23 protein-coding genes and 1 tRNA gene are annotated in these 19,443 nt (G+C 59.5%); 2 read left to right on the forward strand and 22 right to left on the reverse strand.

Annotation, left to right across the window (positions count from 1 at the left end; genetic code table 11):
- Window position 1: 1 nt before the first annotated feature.
- The 14 genes from C4J86_RS21430 to trmJ all read right to left on the reverse strand — a co-directional run bounded on the left by C4J86_RS21430 (window position 2) and on the right by trmJ (window position 10,894).
- Window positions 2-973, reverse strand: coding sequence for a RodZ family helix-turn-helix domain-containing protein (locus tag C4J86_RS21430; protein WP_124371763.1), 972 nt, complete (start codon window positions 971-973; stop codon window positions 2-4).
- Window positions 973-1,731, reverse strand: coding sequence for a type IV pilus biogenesis/stability protein PilW (gene pilW / locus C4J86_RS21435; protein ID WP_124371764.1), 759 nt, complete (start codon window positions 1,729-1,731; stop codon window positions 973-975). The genes C4J86_RS21430 and pilW overlap by 1 nt, the downstream gene beginning before the upstream one ends.
- Before the next feature lie 12 nt (window positions 1,732-1,743).
- Window positions 1,744-2,892 carry a 23S rRNA (adenine(2503)-C(2))-methyltransferase RlmN gene (gene rlmN / locus C4J86_RS21440; RefSeq protein ID WP_124371765.1) on the reverse strand — a complete coding sequence of 383 codons (1,149 nt, stop codon included), beginning with the start codon at window positions 2,890-2,892 and terminating at the stop codon, window positions 1,744-1,746.
- A gap of 29 nt (window positions 2,893-2,921) precedes the next feature.
- Window positions 2,922-3,347 carry a nucleoside-diphosphate kinase gene (gene ndk / locus C4J86_RS21445; protein ID WP_003175956.1) on the reverse strand — a complete coding sequence of 142 codons (426 nt, stop codon included), beginning with the start codon at window positions 3,345-3,347 and terminating at the stop codon, window positions 2,922-2,924.
- Between the two features lie 90 nt (window positions 3,348-3,437).
- Window positions 3,438-3,638 (reverse strand): Fe-S cluster assembly protein IscX, encoded by a 201-nt coding sequence (iscX, locus tag C4J86_RS21450; protein ID WP_003238461.1) that lies wholly within the window; start codon window positions 3,636-3,638, stop codon window positions 3,438-3,440.
- 14 nt (window positions 3,639-3,652) lie between these two features.
- Window positions 3,653-3,994 (reverse strand): ISC system 2Fe-2S type ferredoxin, encoded by a 342-nt coding sequence (fdx, locus tag C4J86_RS21455; protein ID WP_057723961.1) that lies wholly within the window; start codon window positions 3,992-3,994, stop codon window positions 3,653-3,655.
- 3 nt (window positions 3,995-3,997) lie between these two features.
- Window positions 3,998-5,860, reverse strand: a complete 1,863-nt coding sequence (gene hscA, locus C4J86_RS21460) for a Fe-S protein assembly chaperone HscA (RefSeq protein WP_124371766.1) — start codon at window positions 5,858-5,860, stop codon at window positions 3,998-4,000.
- 51 nt (window positions 5,861-5,911) lie between these two features.
- On the reverse strand, window positions 5,912-6,433 hold the full coding sequence (hscB, locus tag C4J86_RS21465) for a co-chaperone HscB (protein ID WP_014719822.1): 522 nt from the start codon (window positions 6,431-6,433) through the stop codon (window positions 5,912-5,914).
- A gap of 8 nt (window positions 6,434-6,441) precedes the next feature.
- Window positions 6,442-6,765, reverse strand: coding sequence for an iron-sulfur cluster assembly protein IscA (iscA, locus tag C4J86_RS21470; protein WP_003209680.1), 324 nt, complete (start codon window positions 6,763-6,765; stop codon window positions 6,442-6,444).
- Between the two features lie 28 nt (window positions 6,766-6,793).
- Window positions 6,794-7,180 (reverse strand): Fe-S cluster assembly scaffold IscU, encoded by a 387-nt coding sequence (gene iscU / locus C4J86_RS21475; protein ID WP_003175965.1) that lies wholly within the window; start codon window positions 7,178-7,180, stop codon window positions 6,794-6,796.
- Window positions 7,181-7,279: 99 nt separating this feature from the next.
- Window positions 7,280-8,494 (reverse strand): IscS subfamily cysteine desulfurase, encoded by a 1,215-nt coding sequence (locus tag C4J86_RS21480; RefSeq protein WP_057723964.1) that lies wholly within the window; start codon window positions 8,492-8,494, stop codon window positions 7,280-7,282.
- Window positions 8,495-8,544: 50 nt separating this feature from the next.
- Entirely contained in the window at window positions 8,545-9,036 is a 492-nt protein-coding gene (gene iscR, locus C4J86_RS21485; RefSeq protein ID WP_003194020.1) for a Fe-S cluster assembly transcriptional regulator IscR, read from the reverse strand.
- 302 nt (window positions 9,037-9,338) lie between these two features.
- A complete protein-coding gene (gene cysE / locus C4J86_RS21490) occupies window positions 9,339-10,121 on the reverse strand; it encodes a serine O-acetyltransferase (protein ID WP_124371767.1) in 783 nt (260 codons plus the stop codon).
- Between the two features lie 2 nt (window positions 10,122-10,123).
- A complete protein-coding gene (trmJ, locus tag C4J86_RS21495) occupies window positions 10,124-10,894 on the reverse strand; it encodes a tRNA (cytosine(32)/uridine(32)-2'-O)-methyltransferase TrmJ (protein WP_124364301.1) in 771 nt (256 codons plus the stop codon).
- 145 nt (window positions 10,895-11,039) lie between these two features.
- Here trmJ and suhB point away from each other — a divergent pair, with 145 nt between their 5' ends.
- A complete protein-coding gene (gene suhB, locus C4J86_RS21500) occupies window positions 11,040-11,855 on the forward strand; it encodes an inositol-phosphate phosphatase (RefSeq protein ID WP_003175971.1) in 816 nt (271 codons plus the stop codon).
- A 221-nt stretch (window positions 11,856-12,076) separates the two neighbouring features.
- On the opposite strand, the gene C4J86_RS21505 is transcribed toward suhB, so the two are convergent.
- From C4J86_RS21505 to queA, 6 genes are all read right to left on the reverse strand, one after another.
- Complete coding sequence (locus tag C4J86_RS21505; protein ID WP_005791197.1) at window positions 12,077-12,619, reverse strand: glycine zipper 2TM domain-containing protein; 543 nt, start codon at window positions 12,617-12,619, stop codon at window positions 12,077-12,079.
- Window positions 12,620-12,742: 123 nt separating this feature from the next.
- Complete coding sequence (gene secF / locus C4J86_RS21510) at window positions 12,743-13,657, reverse strand: protein translocase subunit SecF (RefSeq protein ID WP_124368263.1); 915 nt, start codon at window positions 13,655-13,657, stop codon at window positions 12,743-12,745.
- Window positions 13,658-13,666: 9 nt separating this feature from the next.
- A complete protein-coding gene (gene secD, locus C4J86_RS21515) occupies window positions 13,667-15,538 on the reverse strand; it encodes a protein translocase subunit SecD (protein ID WP_124371768.1) in 1,872 nt (623 codons plus the stop codon).
- Window positions 15,539-15,600: 62 nt separating this feature from the next.
- Window positions 15,601-15,939: a preprotein translocase subunit YajC gene (gene yajC, locus C4J86_RS21520; RefSeq protein ID WP_003175975.1), complete on the reverse strand. Its 339-nt coding sequence runs from the start codon at window positions 15,937-15,939 to the stop codon at window positions 15,601-15,603.
- 43 nt (window positions 15,940-15,982) lie between these two features.
- Complete coding sequence (gene tgt / locus C4J86_RS21525) at window positions 15,983-17,098, reverse strand: tRNA guanosine(34) transglycosylase Tgt (RefSeq protein ID WP_162279259.1); 1,116 nt, start codon at window positions 17,096-17,098, stop codon at window positions 15,983-15,985.
- Between the two features lie 5 nt (window positions 17,099-17,103).
- Window positions 17,104-18,153, reverse strand: a complete 1,050-nt coding sequence (queA, locus tag C4J86_RS21530; protein WP_124371769.1) for a tRNA preQ1(34) S-adenosylmethionine ribosyltransferase-isomerase QueA — start codon at window positions 18,151-18,153, stop codon at window positions 17,104-17,106.
- 108 nt (window positions 18,154-18,261) lie between these two features.
- Between queA and C4J86_RS21535 the strand changes: the two genes are divergently transcribed.
- Window positions 18,262-18,346: transfer RNA gene (locus C4J86_RS21535), tRNA-Leu, on the forward strand.
- Between the two features lie 165 nt (window positions 18,347-18,511).
- On the opposite strand, the gene C4J86_RS21540 is transcribed toward C4J86_RS21535, so the two are convergent.
- Together C4J86_RS21540 and C4J86_RS21545 are read right to left on the reverse strand one after the other, a co-directional pair.
- Window positions 18,512-18,820: a DUF3077 domain-containing protein gene (locus C4J86_RS21540; protein ID WP_076949885.1), complete on the reverse strand. Its 309-nt coding sequence runs from the start codon at window positions 18,818-18,820 to the stop codon at window positions 18,512-18,514.
- A gap of 220 nt (window positions 18,821-19,040) precedes the next feature.
- Window positions 19,041-19,415, reverse strand: a complete 375-nt coding sequence (locus C4J86_RS21545; RefSeq protein ID WP_124371770.1) for a MerR family transcriptional regulator — start codon at window positions 19,413-19,415, stop codon at window positions 19,041-19,043.
- Window positions 19,416-19,443: the final 28 nt, after the last annotated feature.

Genomic DNA, 19,443 nt, shown 5'->3' on the forward strand with positions numbered 1-19,443 from the left:
ACTATTGTCCCAACTTGAGGCGAGCTGTCTCGCCACTGGTGAACGGCGCCACGTCCACAGGCTGGCCGTTGTAGGCCACTTGCGCGCCACGGGCGAAGCCCAGACGCAGCGTCAAAGGAGGCTTGCCGCCCTGGTCAAGCGTATCTCCCTTACGCTTGAGGCCGCTGAACAGCACTTTGCCGTTGCCATCGGTGACTTGCGTCCAGCAGTCGGCAACGAAGGTGATCTGTACGCGCCCGTCACCGGCGATCAACGCAGGCGTGGTGGGCGGCGAAATGGCGGGCGCAGCCGGTGCAGGCGCCTGTGCCGGAGCGGCTGGTGCAGGGGCTTGGGCGACAGGCGCTGCTGGAGCCGGAGCGGGTACGGTCGCAGTCGCAGCAGGTGCGCTGGCGGCGTCTGGAGCCGGCTGTTCGACGGGGGCAGGCGCTTCTGGCGCGGCTTGTGATTCGGCAACCGCCTGGTCTTCCGGCTCATCCAGCGGATGAATCTGGGTGGTGCCATCGGCGCTTTCGACTTCGACGTGTTCCAGCGCGTTGCTGGTCAGGTCTTTATTGCGCTGGGAGGCCTGGTCTTGCCACCAGACGAAGCCACCGCCGATCACCGCAATCAATAGCAACAGGCTGACAATGCGCAAAATCGTGTGGGAAACCCGAGTGGGCTCTTCGATACGCCCAAGGCCATGGACGTTACTGCCCTGGGAGTCGGTGCCGGTGTACTGGTCGAACGCCTGGACCAACGCGGTCTGGTCGATGCCCAGCAATTTGGCATAGGCACGGATATAGCCGCGGGCAAACGTGTGCCCAGGCAGTTTGTCGAACGCGCCAGCCTCCAGGTTGGCCAGGGAGGTGCTGGTCAAATTGAGCTTGAGGGCCACTTCCGCCAGCGACCAACCATTGCTTTCGCGGGCCTGACGCAAGGTCTCGCCTGGGTTGACGCGATTAGCTGCTACAACTTCCGGGTGCGCGGCTTTCATCATTGCTCCGACAGGTATTGCTGATATTCCGGCGTACCGGGATAGAGTCGTTCGAGTTGCTGGCCAAAACGTGCGGCCGTGTCGCGTTCTTCATGAACCGTCGCCAGGCGCACACCGAGCAACAGACTACGTGCATTGTGCCCGCTGAGCCGGCTGAAACGCTCGTAATAGTCGCGTGCCGGCACATAATGCCTGTCTTCGTAAGACAACTCAGCCATTTCAAGCAAAGCGCGTGGTTGGCGAGCGTTCAGGAGCAGGGCTTTTTCCAGTTGCTGACGCGCCAGCTCGCGCTGGCCGAGGTGTACCGACGTCACCCCAAGGTTCTCGAACACACGCGAACGCTCAGGATAAAGGGTATCGCTACTGGCCTGCCGGAAATAAACGGCAGCCTGCTCATAACGCTTCTGCTCGAACAGGAAGCTGCCGTAGTTGTTCAGCAACCGGGCGTCGCCAGGACGGGAAGCCAGCGCCTTGGTGAAATACTGATCGGCCAACTCGGGCTCGGCCTGCGCCTTGAACACTAGCGCCAGCGCGGCATTGGCATCAGCATCGTCGGCATCCAGCTCGAGGGCCTTTTTCAAGGGCACCTTGGCCTGCTCGTTCATGCCTTGTTGCAGATAGCCCAAGCCCAGTTGCACATAGGCCGCTCGCGCCGCGTCACGGCCCTTGCCGGTTTGCAAAGGGCTGTCATGGCCCGATGAAACACAACCGGTCGCGAGACCGGTAACAAGCAACAGCAGCGCAAGGCGCAAGGGCATAGAGGTCCTCTCTCAGTTTCGATTTGCAGCGCTTTGCGGTGCATCGTCGGCGGCGCTCAACTCACGCACGGCGATGTAACGCTCACTGCGACGGGTGCGATCCAGCACCTGCCCTACCAATTGGCCACAGGCGGCGTCGATGTCTTCACCGCGGGTCGTGCGGACGGTGACGTTGTAGCCGGCCTGGTGCAGTTGATCCTGGAAACGGCGGATGGCGTTGTTACTCGGCCGCTCGTAGCCAGAATGGGGAAACGGGTTGAACGGAATCAGGTTGATCTTGCACGGGGTGTTCTTGAGCAGCTCGATCATCTCGACCGCGTGCTCGACCTTGTCGTTGATGTCCTTGAGCATGGTGTACTCAATGGTCAGCACACGCTTCTCGCCCAAAGTCGCCATGTAGCGCTGGCAAGATTCGAGCAGCATCTTAAGCGGATACTTCTTGTTGATCGGCACCAATTGGTTACGCAATGCGTCATTCGGTGCGTGCAGCGACAACGCCAGGGAAACGTCGATGTGCTTCGCCAGCTCATCGATCATCGGTACCACGCCGGAGGTCGACAGGGTCACACGGCGCTTGGAAATGCCGTAGCCCAGGTCGTCCATCATCAGGTGCATGGCCGCAATCACGTTGTCGAAGTTCAGCAGCGGCTCACCCATGCCCATCATCACCACGTTGGTGATGGCACGGTCGACGGTCGCCGGGACGCTGCCAAAGGATTTGTTGGCAATCCACACCTGGCCGATGACTTCGGCGGCGGTGAGGTTGCTATTGAAGCCTTGCTTGCCGGTGGAGCAGAAACTGCAGTCCAGGGCACAGCCTGCCTGGGACGAAACGCATAAGGTGCCGCGCTTGCCCTGGGGAATGTATACGGTCTCGACGCAGCTGCCGGACGCCACGCGCACCACCCACTTACGGGTGCCGTCGGTGGAGATGTCTTCGCTGACTACTTCGGGACCACGCACCTCAGCAATGGCCTTGAGCTTGTCGCGCAAGGCCTTGCTGACGTTCGTCATGGCGTCGAAATCGTCGACGCCAAAGTGGTGAATCCACTTCATTACCTGACCGGCACGGAAACGCTTCTCCCCGATTGAGTCGAAGAATTTCTCCATTTCCGGCTGAGTCAGACCCAGCAGGTTGGTTTTAACAGTCGATGTTGTCATGGATTCACCCTCACTCTTTAAGCCGATGCTTAGCGAGCGGTTACTTCGGTAGCTGCGAAGAAGTACGAGATTTCGCGAGCAGCAGCGGCTTCGGAGTCCGAACCGTGTACAGCGTTGGCGTCGATGGATTCAGCGAAGTCAGCACGGATGGTGCCGGCAGCAGCTTCTTTAGGGTTGGTAGCGCCCATCAGCTCACGGTTCAGAGCGATAGCGTTTTCGCCTTCCAGAACCTGAACAACAACAGGACCGGAGATCATGAAGGCAACCAGGTCGCCGAAGAAGCCACGAGCGCTGTGCTCAGCGTAGAAGCCTTCTGCTTCAGCCTTGGACAGTTGCTTGAGTTTCGAAGCTACAACCTTCAGGCCGGCTTTTTCGAAACGAGTGGTGATCTCGCCGATGACGTTTTTTGCAACAGCGTCAGGCTTGATGATGGAGAAAGTACGTTGAACAGCCATGGTGTAACTCCAGAAACGGTAATTTACGAAAAATTAAACCCGCGAATTATACGCGGGTTATTGGGTATTGCCTAACTGCGTAAAGGCGGCTCAGTCTGCTTCTTCGATCCACAGGCCCTGAATCGCCTCCAGAACCTTCTCGCCACCCCGGTCGGGGATGTCGTCGAAGTCCGGCAGCTCCATTACGAGGTTGCGCAGCTTGACGAAGTTCACCGTAAGAGGATTGACCTCGGGATGAGCTTCAGCAAGCTGTATAGCGATTTCTTGTACATCAACCCATTTCAGGCTCATGACATTTCCTTGAATCAATGCGGCGCTTCGGCCGCATGGTTGAGCGAATATTTCGGGATTTCGACAGTGATGTCTTCAGTGCCGACCTTGGCCTGACAGCTCAGACGAGAAGTCGCTTCCAGGCCCCAGGCGCGGTCAAGGAAGTCCTCTTCCAGCTCATCGGCCTCTTCCAGGCTGTTGAAGCCTTCGCGGATGATGCAGTGGCAGGTGGTGCAGGCACACACACCGCCGCAGGCGCTTTCGATCTCGATGTGGTTATCGTGGGCGACTTCAAGGATGGACTTGCCGGTCTCAGCCTCCACGACCATACCATCCGGGCAATGCTCGGCGTGTGGCAGAAAAATGATCTGCGGCATCAGTTAATCCTCAAGTTCATTCAGGTTGCGGCCCGCCAGGGCGGCTTTTACCGACTGGTCCATACGACGGGCGGCAAAGGCATCGGTCACTTGCGACAGACGCTTGGTCTGCTGCTCGATGGCGTAACCATCGGTGCCTTTCATGAGTTCGGCCAGTTCCTGCATCTGCAGGTCAATGACCATGCGCTCTTCGGCATCCAACAGGCGCTCGCCGTCAGCCTCAAGGGCGCCCTGCACCGCTTCGAGCAGGCGCTGGGCGTCGACTTGCTGCTCACGCAACACGCGGGCGACCTTGTCGTCGCTGGCATATTGGAACGAGTCCTTGAGCATCTTGGCGATTTCGCCGTCAGTCAGCCCGTAGGACGGCTTGACCTGAATGCTGGCTTCAACGCCTGAGGCCAACTCGCGCGCAGCCACGCTGAGCAGGCCGTCGGCGTCCACCTGGAAGGTCACGCGAATCTTCGCCGCGCCCGCCACCATGGCCGGGATACCGCGCAATTCAAAGCGCGCCAGGGAGCGGCAGTCGCTGATCAGCTCGCGCTCGCCTTGCAGCACATGGATCATCATGGCCGCCTGGCCATCTTTGTACGTGGTGAAGTCCTGAGCACGGGCGACGGGAATGGTGGTGTTGCGTGGAATCACCTTTTCCATCAGGCCGCCCATGGTTTCCAGGCCCAGGGACAACGGAATCACATCAAGCAGCAGCAATTCGCCACCATCGCGCTTGTTGCCGGCCAGGGTATCGGCCTGGATCGCGGCGCCAATGGCGACGACTTGGTCCGGATCGATTTCGGTCAGCGGCTGGCGGCCAAAGGCTTGGGCGACGGCTTCACGCACGCGCGGAACACGGGTGGAACCGCCCACCATGACCACGGCACCGACGTCTTCCAGTTCGATACCGGAATCTCGCACCGCCCGGCGGCAGGCTTTCAGGCTGCGGGCGACCATGGGTTCGATCAACGCATCGAAGGCTTCGCGCGTCAGTTGGGCTGACCAGGTGCCGTAGGAAACTTCAACAGTTGCAGCATCCGTCAGCGCTTCCTTGGCGGCGCAGGCGGTTTGCAGCAGGCTGCGCTGTGCACCCGGGTCCAGGTCGGCAGACAAGCCCGCACTGCTGATGATCCAGCTCGCGATGGCGTGATCAAAATCGTCACCGCCGAGGGCGCTGTCGCCGCCGGTCGCCAGCACTTCAAAGACGCCGCCGGTCAGGCGCAGGATTGAAATATCAAAGGTGCCGCCTCCCAGGTCATAAATCGCGACCAGGCCTTCAGCATGCTGATCCAGGCCGTAAGCCACGGCAGCCGCGGTCGGCTCGTTGAGCAGGCGCAGCACGTTCAGACCGGCGAGTTTGGCCGCGTCCTTGGTGGCTTGGCGCTGCGCGTCATCGAAATACGCCGGAACGGTGATCACCGCACCAACCAGTTCGCCGCCCAAGGTGGTTTCCGCACGTTGGCGCAGCACCTTGAGGATATCGGCTGACACTTCCACCGGGCTTTTCGGGCCTTGGACGGTGTCGATGAACGGCATATGGGATTCGCCGCCGACAAAGCGGTACGGCAGCTGGTCGCCCAATTGCTTGACGTCGGACAACCCACGACCCATCAAGCGCTTGACCGACAACACGGTGTTCAAGGGGTCGGTAGACGCTGCCAGCTTGGCCGACTCGCCCACTTCGATGCGGTCGGCGTGATAACGCACGGCGGATGGCAGGATCACCTGGCCATCGGCATCGGGCAGTGGCTCGGACAGGCCGCTGCGCAAGGCGGCGACCAGGGAATTGGTGGTGCCCAGGTCAATCCCGACCGCCAGGCGACGCTGGTGTGGTTGAGGGCTTTGGCCGGGTTCGGCGATTTGCAGTAGAGCCATGGTAATCAGGTCTTATCTGTCTATCAGGCGTGCATCACGGGCAGCACTGGGTTAATCGTCGAGGCGCTCTTCTAGCTGGCGCACTTCGTAGGTGAGCTTGTCGAGAAACTGCATGCGCCGCATCAGGCGCTCGGCCTGCTCACGTTGCGCCGCATCATCCCAACAGGCTGCGAAGCTTTCGTTGAGCTCATCCTGGGCGGTTTTCAGACGCCGTTTGAAGACCGCGACGCCAGCCACATCGGCTTCGTCCTGCAACTCTTCAAGTTCTTCGCGCCACTGCATCTGCTGCATCAGGAAGTCCGGGTCATGCACGGTGACTTCCATCGGCAACTCACCGCCCTTCATCGCAAGCAAATAACGCGCGCGCTTGGGGGGGCTTTTCAGCGTCTGATAGGCTTCGTTGAGGCTGGCCGATTGCTCCAGCGCCAAGCGCTGCTCACGCTCGGAAGCGTCAGCGAAACGGTCCGGATGCACGCCACGCGCCAATTCTCGATAGCGCGTGGCAAGCTGCTCGAGGTCCAGCCGAAAGCTCGGTTGCAACTCGAATAAAGCGAAATGACAAGGAGTACCCACAAGAAGCCTCAGATGTTGAAGCTTTCGCCGCAGCCACATTCACCGCGTACGTTGGGGTTGTTGAACTTGAAGCCTTCGTTCAACCCTTCCTTGACGAAATCGAGCTCGGTACCGTCCAGGTAGGTCAGGCTCTTTGGGTCGATGATCACTTTCTCGCCGTGACTTTCGAACACCTGATCCTCTTCAACCACCTCGTCGACAAACTCCAGCACGTAGGCAAGGCCGGAACAGCCCGTGGTGCGAACACCCAGACGAATCCCCTCACCTTTACCGCGCCCATTCAGGGAGCGGCGAATGTGCTGCGCAGCCGCTTCTGTCATGCTGATAGCCATCGTTGACTCCTTACTCGTCGCCAAATACTTAGATCAAGCCTTTCTTCTGCTTGTAGTCGCGAACGGCCGCCTTGATGGCGTCTTCGGCGAGTACCGAGCAGTGAATTTTCACCGGCGGCAGGGCCAGTTCTTCGGCCAGCTGGGTGTTGCTGATGGTGACAGCCTCATCCAGGGTCTTGCCTTTCATCCATTCGGTCGCCAGGGAGCTGGAGGCGATGGCCGAACCGCAGCCGTAGGTCTTGAACTTGGCGTCTTCGATAACGCCAGCGTCGTTGACCTTGATCTGCAGGCGCATCACATCGCCGCACGCCGGAGCGCCAACCATGCCAGTGCCGACATCAGGATCTTCCGCGTTCATCTTGCCGACGTTGCGCGGGTTTTCGTAGTGGTCGATGACCTTTTCGCTGTAAGCCATGGTACTGAATCCTCACTCATCAGGGCCGCTCTGGAACCCTGTAGAAACGCCTGCGTTTTCCGCCACGTTCCTACAGAGCTTGGGTGGCGGCTTCTATATTTAGTGTGCCGCCCACTCGATCTTGGAAATGTCGACACCGTCTTTGTACATGTCCCACAGCGGCGACAGAACGCGCAGCTTGTTGACGGCTTCGCAGACTTTCTGCGCGGCGTAGTCGACTTGCTCTTCAGTGGTGAAGCGGCCGAAGGTAAAGCGGATCGAGCTGTGTGCCAGTTCGTCGTTGCGGCCCAGGGCGCGCAATACATACGAAGGCTCAAGGGACGCCGAGGTGCAGGCCGAACCGGACGATACCGCCAGGTCCTTGAGCGCCATGATCAGCGACTCGCCTTCGACGTAGTTGAAGCTCAAATTCAGGTTGTGCGGTACGCGGGCGGTCATGCTGCCGTTGATGTACAGCTCTTCAAGGTTCTCGACCTGCTTGTAGAAGCGATCGCTCAGCGCCTTGATGCGCACGTTTTCGGCCGCCATGTCTTCCTTGGCGACGCGGAAGGCTTCGCCCATGCCGACGATCTGGTGGGTCGCCAGGGTGCCGGAACGCATGCCGCGCTCGTGACCGCCGCCATGCATGGTCGCTTCGATACGCACCCGAGGCTTGCGGCTCACGTACAGCGCGCCGATGCCTTTAGGGCCGTAGGTCTTGTGGGCCGAGAACGACATCAGGTCGACTTTCAGCTTGGACAGGTCGATGTCGACCTTGCCGGTGGACTGAGCGGCGTCGACGTGCAGCAGAATGCCCTTGGAGCGGGTCAGTTCGCCAATCGCTTCGATGTCGTTGATGGTGCCGATTTCGTTGTTCACGTGAATCACCGAAACCAGGATGGTGTCTTCACGCAACGCGGCTTCGATCATGGCCGGGGTGACGATACCGTCGGTGGTCGGCTCGAGGTAGGTGACCTCAAAACCTTCACGCTCCAGTTGGCGCATGGTGTCGAGGACAGCCTTGTGCTCAATCTTGGTGGTGATCAGGTGCTTGCCCTTGGTCGCATAGAAATGCGCCGCGCCCTTGATTGCCAGATTGTCGGACTCGGTGGCACCGGAGGTCCAGACGATTTCGCGCGGGTCTGCGCCAACCAGGTCGGCGACCTGGCGCCGAGCGTTCTCGACCGCTTCCTCGGCTTTCCAGCCGAACACGTGGGAACGGGAGGCCGGGTTGCCGAAGTTTCCGTCAACCAGCAGGCATTCGCTCATTTTTTGCGCGACACGCGGATCAACCGGGGTGGTCGCTGAGTAATCAAGGTAAATCGGCAATTTCATGGACTTTCTCCTAAATCAGGCTGGCTGGCGTGCCGTTAGCTCTGCGGCTGTCACTCGACGGCGGACGCTTCGATCTTGTCCAGACGCGGCGCCTTGGTGTTGCAACGGCGCTGGTCCTGACGCTGGGCTACTTCTTGCACCTCACGGCGAGTCACAAGATCAGCCAAGCTGATACCACTCAAAAACTCATGGATCTGCAGGCTCAAGTCACACCACAAGTGGTGTGTGAGGCAGGTGTCGCCGGCGTGGCAGTCACCCAAGCCCTGGCATTTGGTGGCGTCGACGGATTCGTTGACCGCATCGATCACCTGGGCCACCTGAATGCCCTGCATGTCGCGGGACAACTGATAGCCACCACCTGGCCCCCGCACGCTGGAAACCAGGTTGCTACGACGCAATTTGGCGAACAGCTGCTCGAGGTAAGACAGGGAAATGCCTTGGCGCTCGGAGATATCGGCCAGGGACACCGGCCCAGTTTGCGCGTGCAAAGCCAAGTCAAGCATGGCAGTCACCGCGTATCGGCCTTTTGTAGTCAGTCTCATGGACAAGTACCAAGGTGTTTCAGAATGGGAGCAAGTATGCGATTCCCGAGTATTTAAGTCAACTATAAGACCTAGTACTTTAGTCAGGATTACCCGTAAAAAGGGCGCGCGAATCATAGCAGGATGGGGTGGAAGCGAACAGCAGGAACAGGGTTTGGCAGAAATTCCCAGACCAATGCAGATCAAAATGTGGGAGGGGGCTTGCTCCCGATAGCAGTGGATCAGCCAAAACTCTGGTGGCTGACACTCTGCTATCGGGAGCAAGCCCCCTCCCACAGGGTTATTGCGGCGGGTCTTAGACCTCAGCTGGCCTTGGTGGCCGCTTCGCTCTTGATCTCGGCGAAGTCTTCTTCGCGCAGCTCAGGCAGGTCTTTTGCGCAGTAGCTGCTGCCCAATTCCTTCAGCGCGCCGCACATCCCGTCCAGCTTGCCGTCCACCGCTTGCAGGTGGTCAAGCAACTGGCCGATGGCGCGCGCCACCGGGTCGGGCATGTCTTCACTGACGCCGTAGGCATCGAAGCCGATTTTTTCGGCCATGGCCTTACGCTTGGCCTCCTGCTCGTCGCCCACTTCCGGCTTGACGATGATCCGTCCAGGAATGCCCACAACCGTGGCACCGGGCGGCACTGCCTTGGTCACCACCGCATTGGAGCCCACCTTGGCACCGGCGCCTACGGTGAACGGGCCGAGTACCTTGGCGCCCGCACCTACCACCACGCCGTCGCCCAGCGTCGGGTGGCGCTTGCCTTTATTCCAGGTGGTACCGCCCAGGGTGACACCCTGATAGAGGGTCACGTCATCGCCAATCTCAGCCGTCTCGCCAATCACGATGCCCATGCCATGGTCGATAAAGAAGCGACGCCCGACCTTGGCGCCCGGATGAATCTCGATCCCGGTCAACCAGCGCCCGAAGTTCGACACCAACCGCGCCAACCATTTCCAGCCCATGCCCCACAAGGCGCCGGACAGGCGATGAATCCAGATCGCGTGCATGCCCGGGTAGCAGGTCAGCACTTCAAAGGCGTTGCGCGCCGCCGGGTCACGGTGGAAAACACTCTGGATATCTTCTCGCAAACGCTCGAACATTTTTAATCCTTCCGCTTAAGGAGCTCACCACGGGCCGCTTTCTGGGTCTCCGTGAGGATGCCACGCAATATATTCATTTCCGCCCGGCTGACCGAGCTGCGCCCGTAAAGGCGACGCAGGCGCGCCATCAAGTGCCGTGGTTTTTCAGGATCGAGGAACTCGATGGCCACCAGGGTTTGCTCCAGGTGCTCATAGAAGCGTTCCAGCTCGTCCATGGTGGCGAGCTCGCCACTTTTGGTCGATGCAACCTCATCCTTCTCCATCTTGCTTGGCTGACCGGCAGCCGCCAGCCAGGCCATGCGCACTTCATAAGTCAGCACCTGCACCGCCGCGCCGAGGTTCAGCGAACTGAACTCAGGGTCTGATGGAATGTGCACGTGGTAATGACATCGCTGCAGCTCTTCATTGGTCAGGCCGGAGTCTTCACGGCCAAATACCAACGCGATTTCTGCACCGCCCGCCGCCTCTTCTACCACTTTGGTACCGCACTCACGCGGGTCCAGCAGCGGCCAGGGAATGCGACGATCACGAGCGCTGGTGCCGAGCACCAGGTTGCAGCCGACCAGGGCATCTTCCAGGGTGGCGACAACCTGGGCGTTTTCCAGGATGTCATTGGCACCGGATGCGCGGGCATCGGCCTCGTGGTGCGGAAACACACGTGGCTCGACCAGCACCAGGCGCGTCAGCCCCATGTTTTTCATGGCTCGCGCCACCCCGCCGATGTTGCCGGGATGACTGGTATTGACCAGGACGACACGAATGTTTTGCAGCAAGGGAGGCGCTCTCGGACACGGGAAAGGGGAGCAAATCTTACAGAACCGCCCAAGGTTATGCCATGAAAGCTAACGTCGTCCTTCACCTGCAGAAAGTTTCTGCTAGAATGCCCGGCTTTCTTTAACAACCTTAGGTGACACATCCATGCAGCCCATGCTGAATATCGCGCTGCGCGCCGCCCGCAGCGCCAGTGAATTGATCTTCCGCTCTATCGAGCGCCTGGATACCATCAAGGTCGACGAAAAAGACGCCAAGGATTATGTATCCGAGGTGGACCGCGCCGCCGAACAGAAAATCATCGACGCCCTGCGCAAGGCCTACCCTACCCACGGCATCCTCGGTGAAGAGACCGGCCTGCACAAAGGCAGCGGTGAAGGCGAAGACTACCTGTGGATCATCGACCCACTGGATGGCACCACCAACTTCCTGCGCGGCATCCCGCACTTTGCTGTGAGCATTGCCTGCAAATACCGTGGCCGCCTGGAACACGCCGTCGTTCTCGACCCGGTTCGCCAGGAAGAATTCACCGCCAGCCGTGGCCGTGGCGCCCAGCTCAATGGCCGTCGCCTGCGCGTGAGCGGGCGCACCAGCCTGGATGGCGCCCTGCTGGGCACTGGCTTCCCGTTCCGTGACGATCAAATGGACAACCTGGAAAACTACCTGGGCATGTTCCGCGCCCTGGTTGGCCAGACCGCGGGTATCCGTCGCGCTGGCGCAGCGAGCCTGGACCTGGCTTACGTTGCCGCTGGTCGTTTTGATGCGTTCTGGGAGTCGGGCCTGTCGGAGTGGGACATGGCTGCAGGCGCCCTGTTGATCCAGGAAGCGGGCGGCTTGGTGAGCGACTTCACCGGTGGTCATGACTTCCTTGAGAAAGGCCATGTGGTTGCCGGCAACACCAAATGCTTCAAAGCAGTGCTGACGGCGATCCAGCCGCACCTGCCGGCTTCGCTGAAGCGCTAAGCGAGCGAGCATAAAAAAGCACCCCTCGGGGTGCTTTTTTATGCTTGGGATTTGAGCCAGGTCCATGCATCAGCAGCAACACTTAACAAGTGTGGGAGGGGGGGTTGCCCCCGATTGCAGTATGTCAGTCAGAATATCTGGTACTGATCCACCGCTATCGGGGGCAAGCCCCCTCCCACATTATGAAGCTCACAAGCTTTGAGGCCTGCGCCAGACTCAGATTACTGCTGATTCTGACCGAGGATCAGGCGACCTTCTTTGTCCACTGGAATCTGACCACCTGGATCACGCTCCATACGCACCGTGCCTTCCTTGCCGTCCAGGTTGTAACGCACGTCGTAGCCAACCACCTTGTCACTGATGTCGTTCACGGTGTTGCAACGCGTCTGGGTAGTCGTATAGGTATCGCGGTTCTGCATACCTTCCTGAACCTTGTTACCGGCATAACCACCACCGACCGCACCCGCTACGGTGGCGAGTTTCTTGCCGTTACCGCCACCGATCTGGTTACCCAGCAGACCGCCTGCCAACGCGCCTACGACGGTACCAGCGATTTGATGCTGATCCTGCACCGGACGCTGCCGGGTCACTGTGACGTCCTTGCAGACCTCACGCGGGGTTTTAATCTGGGTTTTTACCGGCTGCACCGCCAGCACTTGCGCATACTCAGGGCCGCTTTTTACCAGGCTGTAGGTGGCAACAGCACCCCCGGCAGTCACACCGACAGCACCCAATACCGCACCAACCAGCAACGACTTGTTCACGTTGAACCTCCTGACCATCACAAACGGATCGAAAGATCCGCGCTATACCCAGCCTTGGAGCCAAAAAAAAGGCGCGAGTTCAATCTCGCGCCTTTCTTGTAACCGCTGATCAACAAACGCCCATCAAGGACGGTCGTCGACCTCCTTGCCAGTGCTGGCCGGAGGGATCAGGTCTTCGCTGTTCAGGTTCAGCCAGATCAGCACCACGTTGGCGATGTAGATCGACGAGTAGGTACCCGCCAGCACGCCGATGAACAGTGCCAGGGAGAAGCCCCACAGGTTGTCGCCACCGAAGATCATCAGTGCCGCGATCGCCAGCAAGGTGGAGATCGACGTGGCCATGGTCCGCAGCAGCGTCTGGGTGGTGGAGATGTTGATGTTCTCGATCAACGTTGCCTTGCGCAGTACGCGAAAGTTCTCGCGAACCCGGTCGAATACCACGATGGTGTCGTTGAGCGAGTAACCAATGATCGCCAGCACCGCCGCCAACACCGTCAGGTCGAACGTGATCTGGAAGTAGGCCAGGATGCCCACGGTCACGATCACGTCGTGGATCAGCGACACAATGGCGCCGACACCGAACTTCCACTGAAAGCGGAACGCCAGGTAGATCATGATGCCGACCAGCGCCATCAGCATGCCGAGGCCGCCCTGGTCGCGCAGCTCTTCGCCCACTTGCGGGCCGACGAACTCGACGCGCTTGACCGATGCCGGGTTGTCGCCACCGACCTTCTGCAAGGCCTCGGCTACCTGGTGACCCAGTTGCGGGTCTTCGCCAGGCATGCGCACCAGCAGGTCGGTAGTGGCGCCGAAGCTCTGCACCACCGCCTCGTGATAGCCGGCCTTGACCAGCTCGTTGCGCACCAGGGTGACGTCGGCCGGCTTCTCGTAGGTCAGCTCGATGAGCGTACCGCCGGTGAAGTCCAGGCCGTAGTTCAGGCCCTTATGGAACCAGCTGAACAAGGCCAGAACGGTAAGGAGCACGGTGGCGCCGAACGCAATGTTGCGAACGCCCATGAAGTTGATTGTACGTAACATGGCAGCCCCTTAAATCCACAACTTCTTGAAGTCACGTCCGCCAAAGATCAGGTTGACCATTGCGCGGGTCACCATGATGGCCGTGAACATCGAGGTAAAGATACCGAGGGACATGGTCACCGCAAAACCTTTGACTGGGCCTGTGCCCATGGCAAAGAGAATCCCGCCGACCAGCAAAGTGGTCAGGTTGGAGTCGAGAATCGCGGTAAATGCCCGGCCGAAGCCTTCGTTGATTGCACGCTGTACGGTCATGCCCGCCGCGATCTCTTCACGGATCCGCGAGAAGATCAGCACGTTGGCGTCCACCGCCATACCCATGGTCAGCACGATACCGGCGATACCCGGCAGGGTCAGCGTAGCGCCCAGCAGCGACATCAGCGCCAGCAGCATCACCATGTTGCCCGCCAGGGCCACGGTGGCAATGATGCCGAAGAAGCGATAGATGGCGATGATGAACAAGGACACGAACAGCATGCCCCACAGTGCCGCGTCGACACCCTTGGTGATGTTGTCGGCACCCAGGCTCGGGCCGATGGTGCGCTCTTCAGCGAAGTACATCGGCGCGGCCAGGCCACCTGCACGCAGCAGCAGCGCCAGCTCGGAGGACTCGCCCTGGCCGTTCAGGCCAGTGATGCGGAATTGCGCACCCAGCGGCGACTGGATGGTCGCCAGGCTGATGATCTTCTTCTCTTCCTTGAAGGTCTGCACCGGCACGTCTTTCTCGACGCCGTTGACCATCTGCTTGGTGTAGGTGGTAACAGGGCGCTGCTCGATGAAGATCACCGCCATGCTGCGACCGACGTTGCTGCGCGTGGCGCGGCTCATCAGTTCGCCGCCGTGACCATCCAGGCGGATGTTCACTTCAGGGGTGCCGTGCTGCGAATCGAAACCAGCCTTGGCGTCAGTGACCTGGTCACCGGTGATGATCAAGCCACGCTCGATCAGCGCCGGAGGACGGTTACCTTCACGGAATTCGAATTCTTCGGAAGTGGCGCGCGAAGCACCCGGCTCAGCCGCGAGGCGGAATTCAAGGTTGGCGGTTTTACCCAGGATACGCTTGGCTTCAGCGGTGTCCTGCACGCCCGGCAATTCAACCACGATGCGGTTGGCGCCCTGGCGCTGCACGATCGGCTCGGCCACACCCAGCTCGTTGACGCGGTTACGCACCGTGGTCAAGTTCTGCTTGATGGAGTATTCGCGGATTTCCGCGATCTTGGCCGGGCTCATCGCCAGACGCAGCACAGCCTGACCATTCAAGTCGGCTGGCACGATGTCGAAATCGTTGAAGTTCTTGCGGATCAGCGCACGGGCCTGTTCGCGGGATGCTTCGTCAGCAAAGCCCAACTGAATGGCGCCATTGAGCTGCGGCAGGCTGCGATAACGCAGCTTCTCTTTGCGCAGCAGGCTCTTCACGTCGCCTTCATAGACTTTCAGGCGTGCGTCGAGGGCTTTGTCCATGTCGACTTCCAGCAGGAAGTGCACACCACCGGACAAGTCCAGACCCAGCTTCATCGGGTGCGCGCCAATGCTGCGCAACCATTGTGGCGTGGTCTGTGCCAGGTTGAGTGCGACAACATAGTCATCACCCATGACCTTGCGCACGACGTCTTTGGCCGGCAATTGGTCTTCTTGCTTGGTAAGGCGCAACAAGCCGCCCTTCGCACCAGCCGCCAATGTTGCCGCTTTAACCTGGATGCCCGCGTCGTTGAGCGCTTTGCTCGCGCGTTCCAGATCAGCCTGGTTGACCTGCAGCGAAGTGCTGGCGCCAGAGATCTGGATCGCCGGGTCATCAGGATAGAGATTGGGAGCGGAATAAATAAAACCGACCGCCAGCACCGCCAGGATCAGTACGTATTTCCACAGAGGGTATTTGTTCAGCATCACGCCGCCCGCTTATAACGCGGGGCGCCTTGCGCGCCCCGTCGATTGGTAAAGGTTGTTACTTAGATCGCTTTGAGCGTGCCTTTAGGCAGCGTGGCGGCGATGGCGCCCTTCTGGAACTTCATTTCCACGGTGTCGGAGACTTCCAGTACCACGAAAGCATCGGAAACCTTGGTGATCTTGCCGGCGATACCGCCAGTGGTCACGACTTCGTCGCCTTTCTGCAGGCTGCCCAGCAGGTTTTTCTGCTCTTTGGCGCGCTTGGCCTGTGGGCGCCAGATCATCAGGTAGAAGATGACCAGAAAGCCGACCAGGAAAATCCACTCGAAACCACCGCCCATCGGGCCGGCAGCGGCAGGCGCAGCGGCGTCAGCCATGGCGTTAGAGATAAAAAAGCTCATTTAGCACTCCAGTTGCAAATAGTGAATCTTAGGGTCGGGAAACTCAGTCCAAGGGCGGCACAGGGAGCCCGCGCTTGGCATAGAAGGCATCGACGAAGGCGGCCAATGTACCCTGTTGAATAGCCTCGCGCAAACCAGCCATCAGGACTTGGTAATGACGCAAATTGTGGATGGTATTCAACATGCTACCCAGCATTTCCCCGCACTTGTCCAGATGGTGCAGATAAGCACGGGAGAAGTTCTGGCAGGTGTAGCAGTCACAGGTGGGATCCAGCGGCGAATCATCATGGCGATGGAACGCGTTACGGATCTTCAGCACGCCTGTATCGATGAACAGATGCCCATTGCGGGCATTACGGGTTGGCATCACGCAATCGAACATGTCCACACCGCGGCGCACACCCTCTACGAGATCTTCCGGTTTGCCAACGCCCATAAGGTAACGAGGTTTGTCAGCCGGCATCAGGCCCGGCAGGTAATCCAGCACCTTGATCATTTCGTGCTTGGGCTCGCCCACCGACAAACCGCCGATGGCCAGGCCGTCAAAGCCGATCTTGTCGAGGCCTTCCAGCGAGCGCTTGCGCAGGCTTTCGTGCATGCCGCCCTGGACGATACCGAACAACGCGGCCGTATTATCGCCGTGGGCATTCTTCGAACGCTGCGCCCAGCGCAACGACAACTCCATGGAAATGCGCGCGACGTCTTCGTCAGCCGGGTACGGCGTGCACTCGTCAAAAATCATCACGATGTCGGAGCCCAGGTCGCGCTGCACCTGCATCGACTCTTCCGGGCCCATGAACACCTTGGAACCGTCCACCGGCGAGGCGAAGGTCACGCCCTCTTCCTTGATCTTGCGCATGGCGCCCAGGCTGAACACCTGGAAACCACCGGAGTCGGTGAGGATCGGGCCCTGCCACTTCATGAAGTCATGCAGGTCGCCATGCTTCTTGATCACTTCCGTGCCGGGGCGCAGCCACAGGTGAAAGGTGTTGCCGAGGATGATCTCGGCGCCAGTGGCAACGATGTCACGCGGCAGCATGCCCTTGACGGTGCCATAGGTGCCGACCGGCATGAACGCCGGGGTCTCCACGGTGCCGCGCGGGAAAGTCACGCGACCACGACGAGCTTTACCGTCGGTGGCCAATAATTCAAACGACATACGACTCATAAGTTGTCCTCAGGGCCGCGCGGCGCCGGGTTGCGGGTGATAAACATCGCATCACCGTAGCTGAAAAAGCGGTACTCGTTGACGATGGCCGCTTGATAAGCGGCCATGGTTTCCGGGTAACCGGCAAAGGCCGACACCAGCATCAACAGCGTGGATTCCGGCAAATGGAAGTTGGTCACCAGGCAGTCGACCACATGGAACGGCCGGCCCGGATAAATGAAGATATCGGTGTCGCCGCTGAACGGCTTGAGCACACCATCGCGCGCCGCACTCTCCAGCGAGCGCACGCTGGTGGTGCCCACGGCCACCACACGCCCACCGCGCGCCTTGCACGCATTGACCGCATCCACAACGTCCTGGCTGACTTCCAGCCACTCGCTGTGCATATGGTGGTCTTCAATGTTCTCCACACGCACCGGCTGAAACGTCCCGGCCCCCACGTGCAGGGTCACATAAGCGCTTTCGACGCCCTTGGCGGCGATGGCATCCAGCAGCGGCTGGTCGAAGTGCAACCCGGCCGTCGGCGCCGCCACCGCACCGAGGCGCTGGGAGTACACCGTCTGATAGCGCTCGCGATCCGAGTCTTCATCGGGACGGTCTATATAAGGAGGCAACGGCATATGGCCGACGCGTTCCAGCATCGGCAACACCTCTTCGGCAAACTTGAGCTCGAACAAGGCGTCATGACGCGCGACCATCTCGGCCTCGCCACCGCCATTGATCAAGATACTCGACCCCGGTTTCGGCGACTTGCTGGAGCGCACATGGGCCAGCACGCGATGGCTGTCCAGCACCCGCTCCACCAGAATTTCCAGCTTGCCGCCGGAGGCTTTCTGGCCAAACAGCCGCGCCGGAATCACCCGGGTATTGTTGAACACCATCAAATCGCCCGGGCGCAAATGCTCAAGCAAATCAGTGAATTGACGGTGTGCGAGGGCACCGCTCGGCCCGTCCAGGGTCAGCAGTCGACTGGCGCGACGCTCGGCCAACGGGTGGCGAGCGATCAGCGAATCAGGGAGCTCAAAAGTAAAGTCAGCAACGCGCATGATGGGGTTCGTCTAGCAGGGCCGGGAAGTCTAGCGGAAATAGTGAAAATTGACCATGAAACGTGATTGACCAACGGTAATCTCATCTCTATACTTCGCCGCCATTGAGCCCTGATGGCGGAATTGGTAGACGCGGCGGATTCAAAATCCGTTTTCGAAAGGAGTGGGAGTTCGAGTCTCCCTCGGGGCACCATCTTAAAAAAAGACCTTGAAATTCAAGGTCTTTTTTTTCGCCTGTAGAAAAGTGGGTGGCCAGCTGATTCATCGCTCACCGCCCACTCCGAGCCTGAAACACAGTCCAAATGTGGGAGCTGGCTTGCCTGCGATTCGCCGGCTCAGACACCCTCAAACCACCTGCCTACACCCCAACCGAATCACCCTCCTCCGTCACCCCATTTGGCAACATCCCATTCGCCAAATCATCCACCACTGCCTTCGCCATCTCCCCCAAATAATGCGCTGCCCAAGCAAAACGATCCGCGCCTGTATCCATCGCTGCATCCAATGCCAGCATTTTTGAACAGTGGAGAAGCTCGGAGGCGTGCTCCAAGGCATCGCGGATGGGCACGCCGGAATTGACGCGGAATAGACGGTGGAGGTTGGGCTGTTTGCCGCAGGTGGAAAAGGTGATGACGCCGAGGGTTTTGTTGAGGGGTGGGTTGATCATTGGGCACCTCCCAGGTGGATGGGAGCGTGAGTTGCGGGATTGCGAGGGTACGACTGATCAGAAACGCTCATTGATAAGCTCCTAAGTAAGTGAGCCTATTGTTTTCGGATTATCAGGTCCGGTCGCTGGATTGGAAGCGACGGTGGAAGGTAGCGCGGGAACGGCTGGGGCTGGAAGGTCGGATCTGTGGCGAAAGGTTTCCCGCAAGGGGATCGGTCATTCAGGCAGAGGCAGCTGGACGGGTGCCCATTAACGGACATATCTGCACTGCTTGCTCGGCAAGGAGATTGCGCAGCGTTTGCATTTGTCCGATACGCTCATCCAGTAAAGCGATTTTCTCTTCAAATAACTGAGTCAACAGGTCGTCGGAGGCACCTTCGCTCTCCCACAGCAATGGCAAATTTTCGCCAATCTCTCTTAGCGAAAATCCAAGCTGCTGCGCCAGCTTGATATACCCCACCAGTTGCAGCGTCTGCTCGGGATAAAACCGATAGCCGTTGGCAGCACGAAGCGGCTTGATCAAGCCTTTCTCTTCATAAAATCTTAGGGCGTCGACTGACACCCCCATGTGGGCTGCCACTTCTCCGATCTTCATAAAATTTCAATCTCGCGTTGACTCTGGA

The organism is Pseudomonas sp. R2-7-07, assembly GCF_003852355.1.
Classification (GTDB): Bacteria; Pseudomonadota; Gammaproteobacteria; order Pseudomonadales; family Pseudomonadaceae; genus Aquipseudomonas.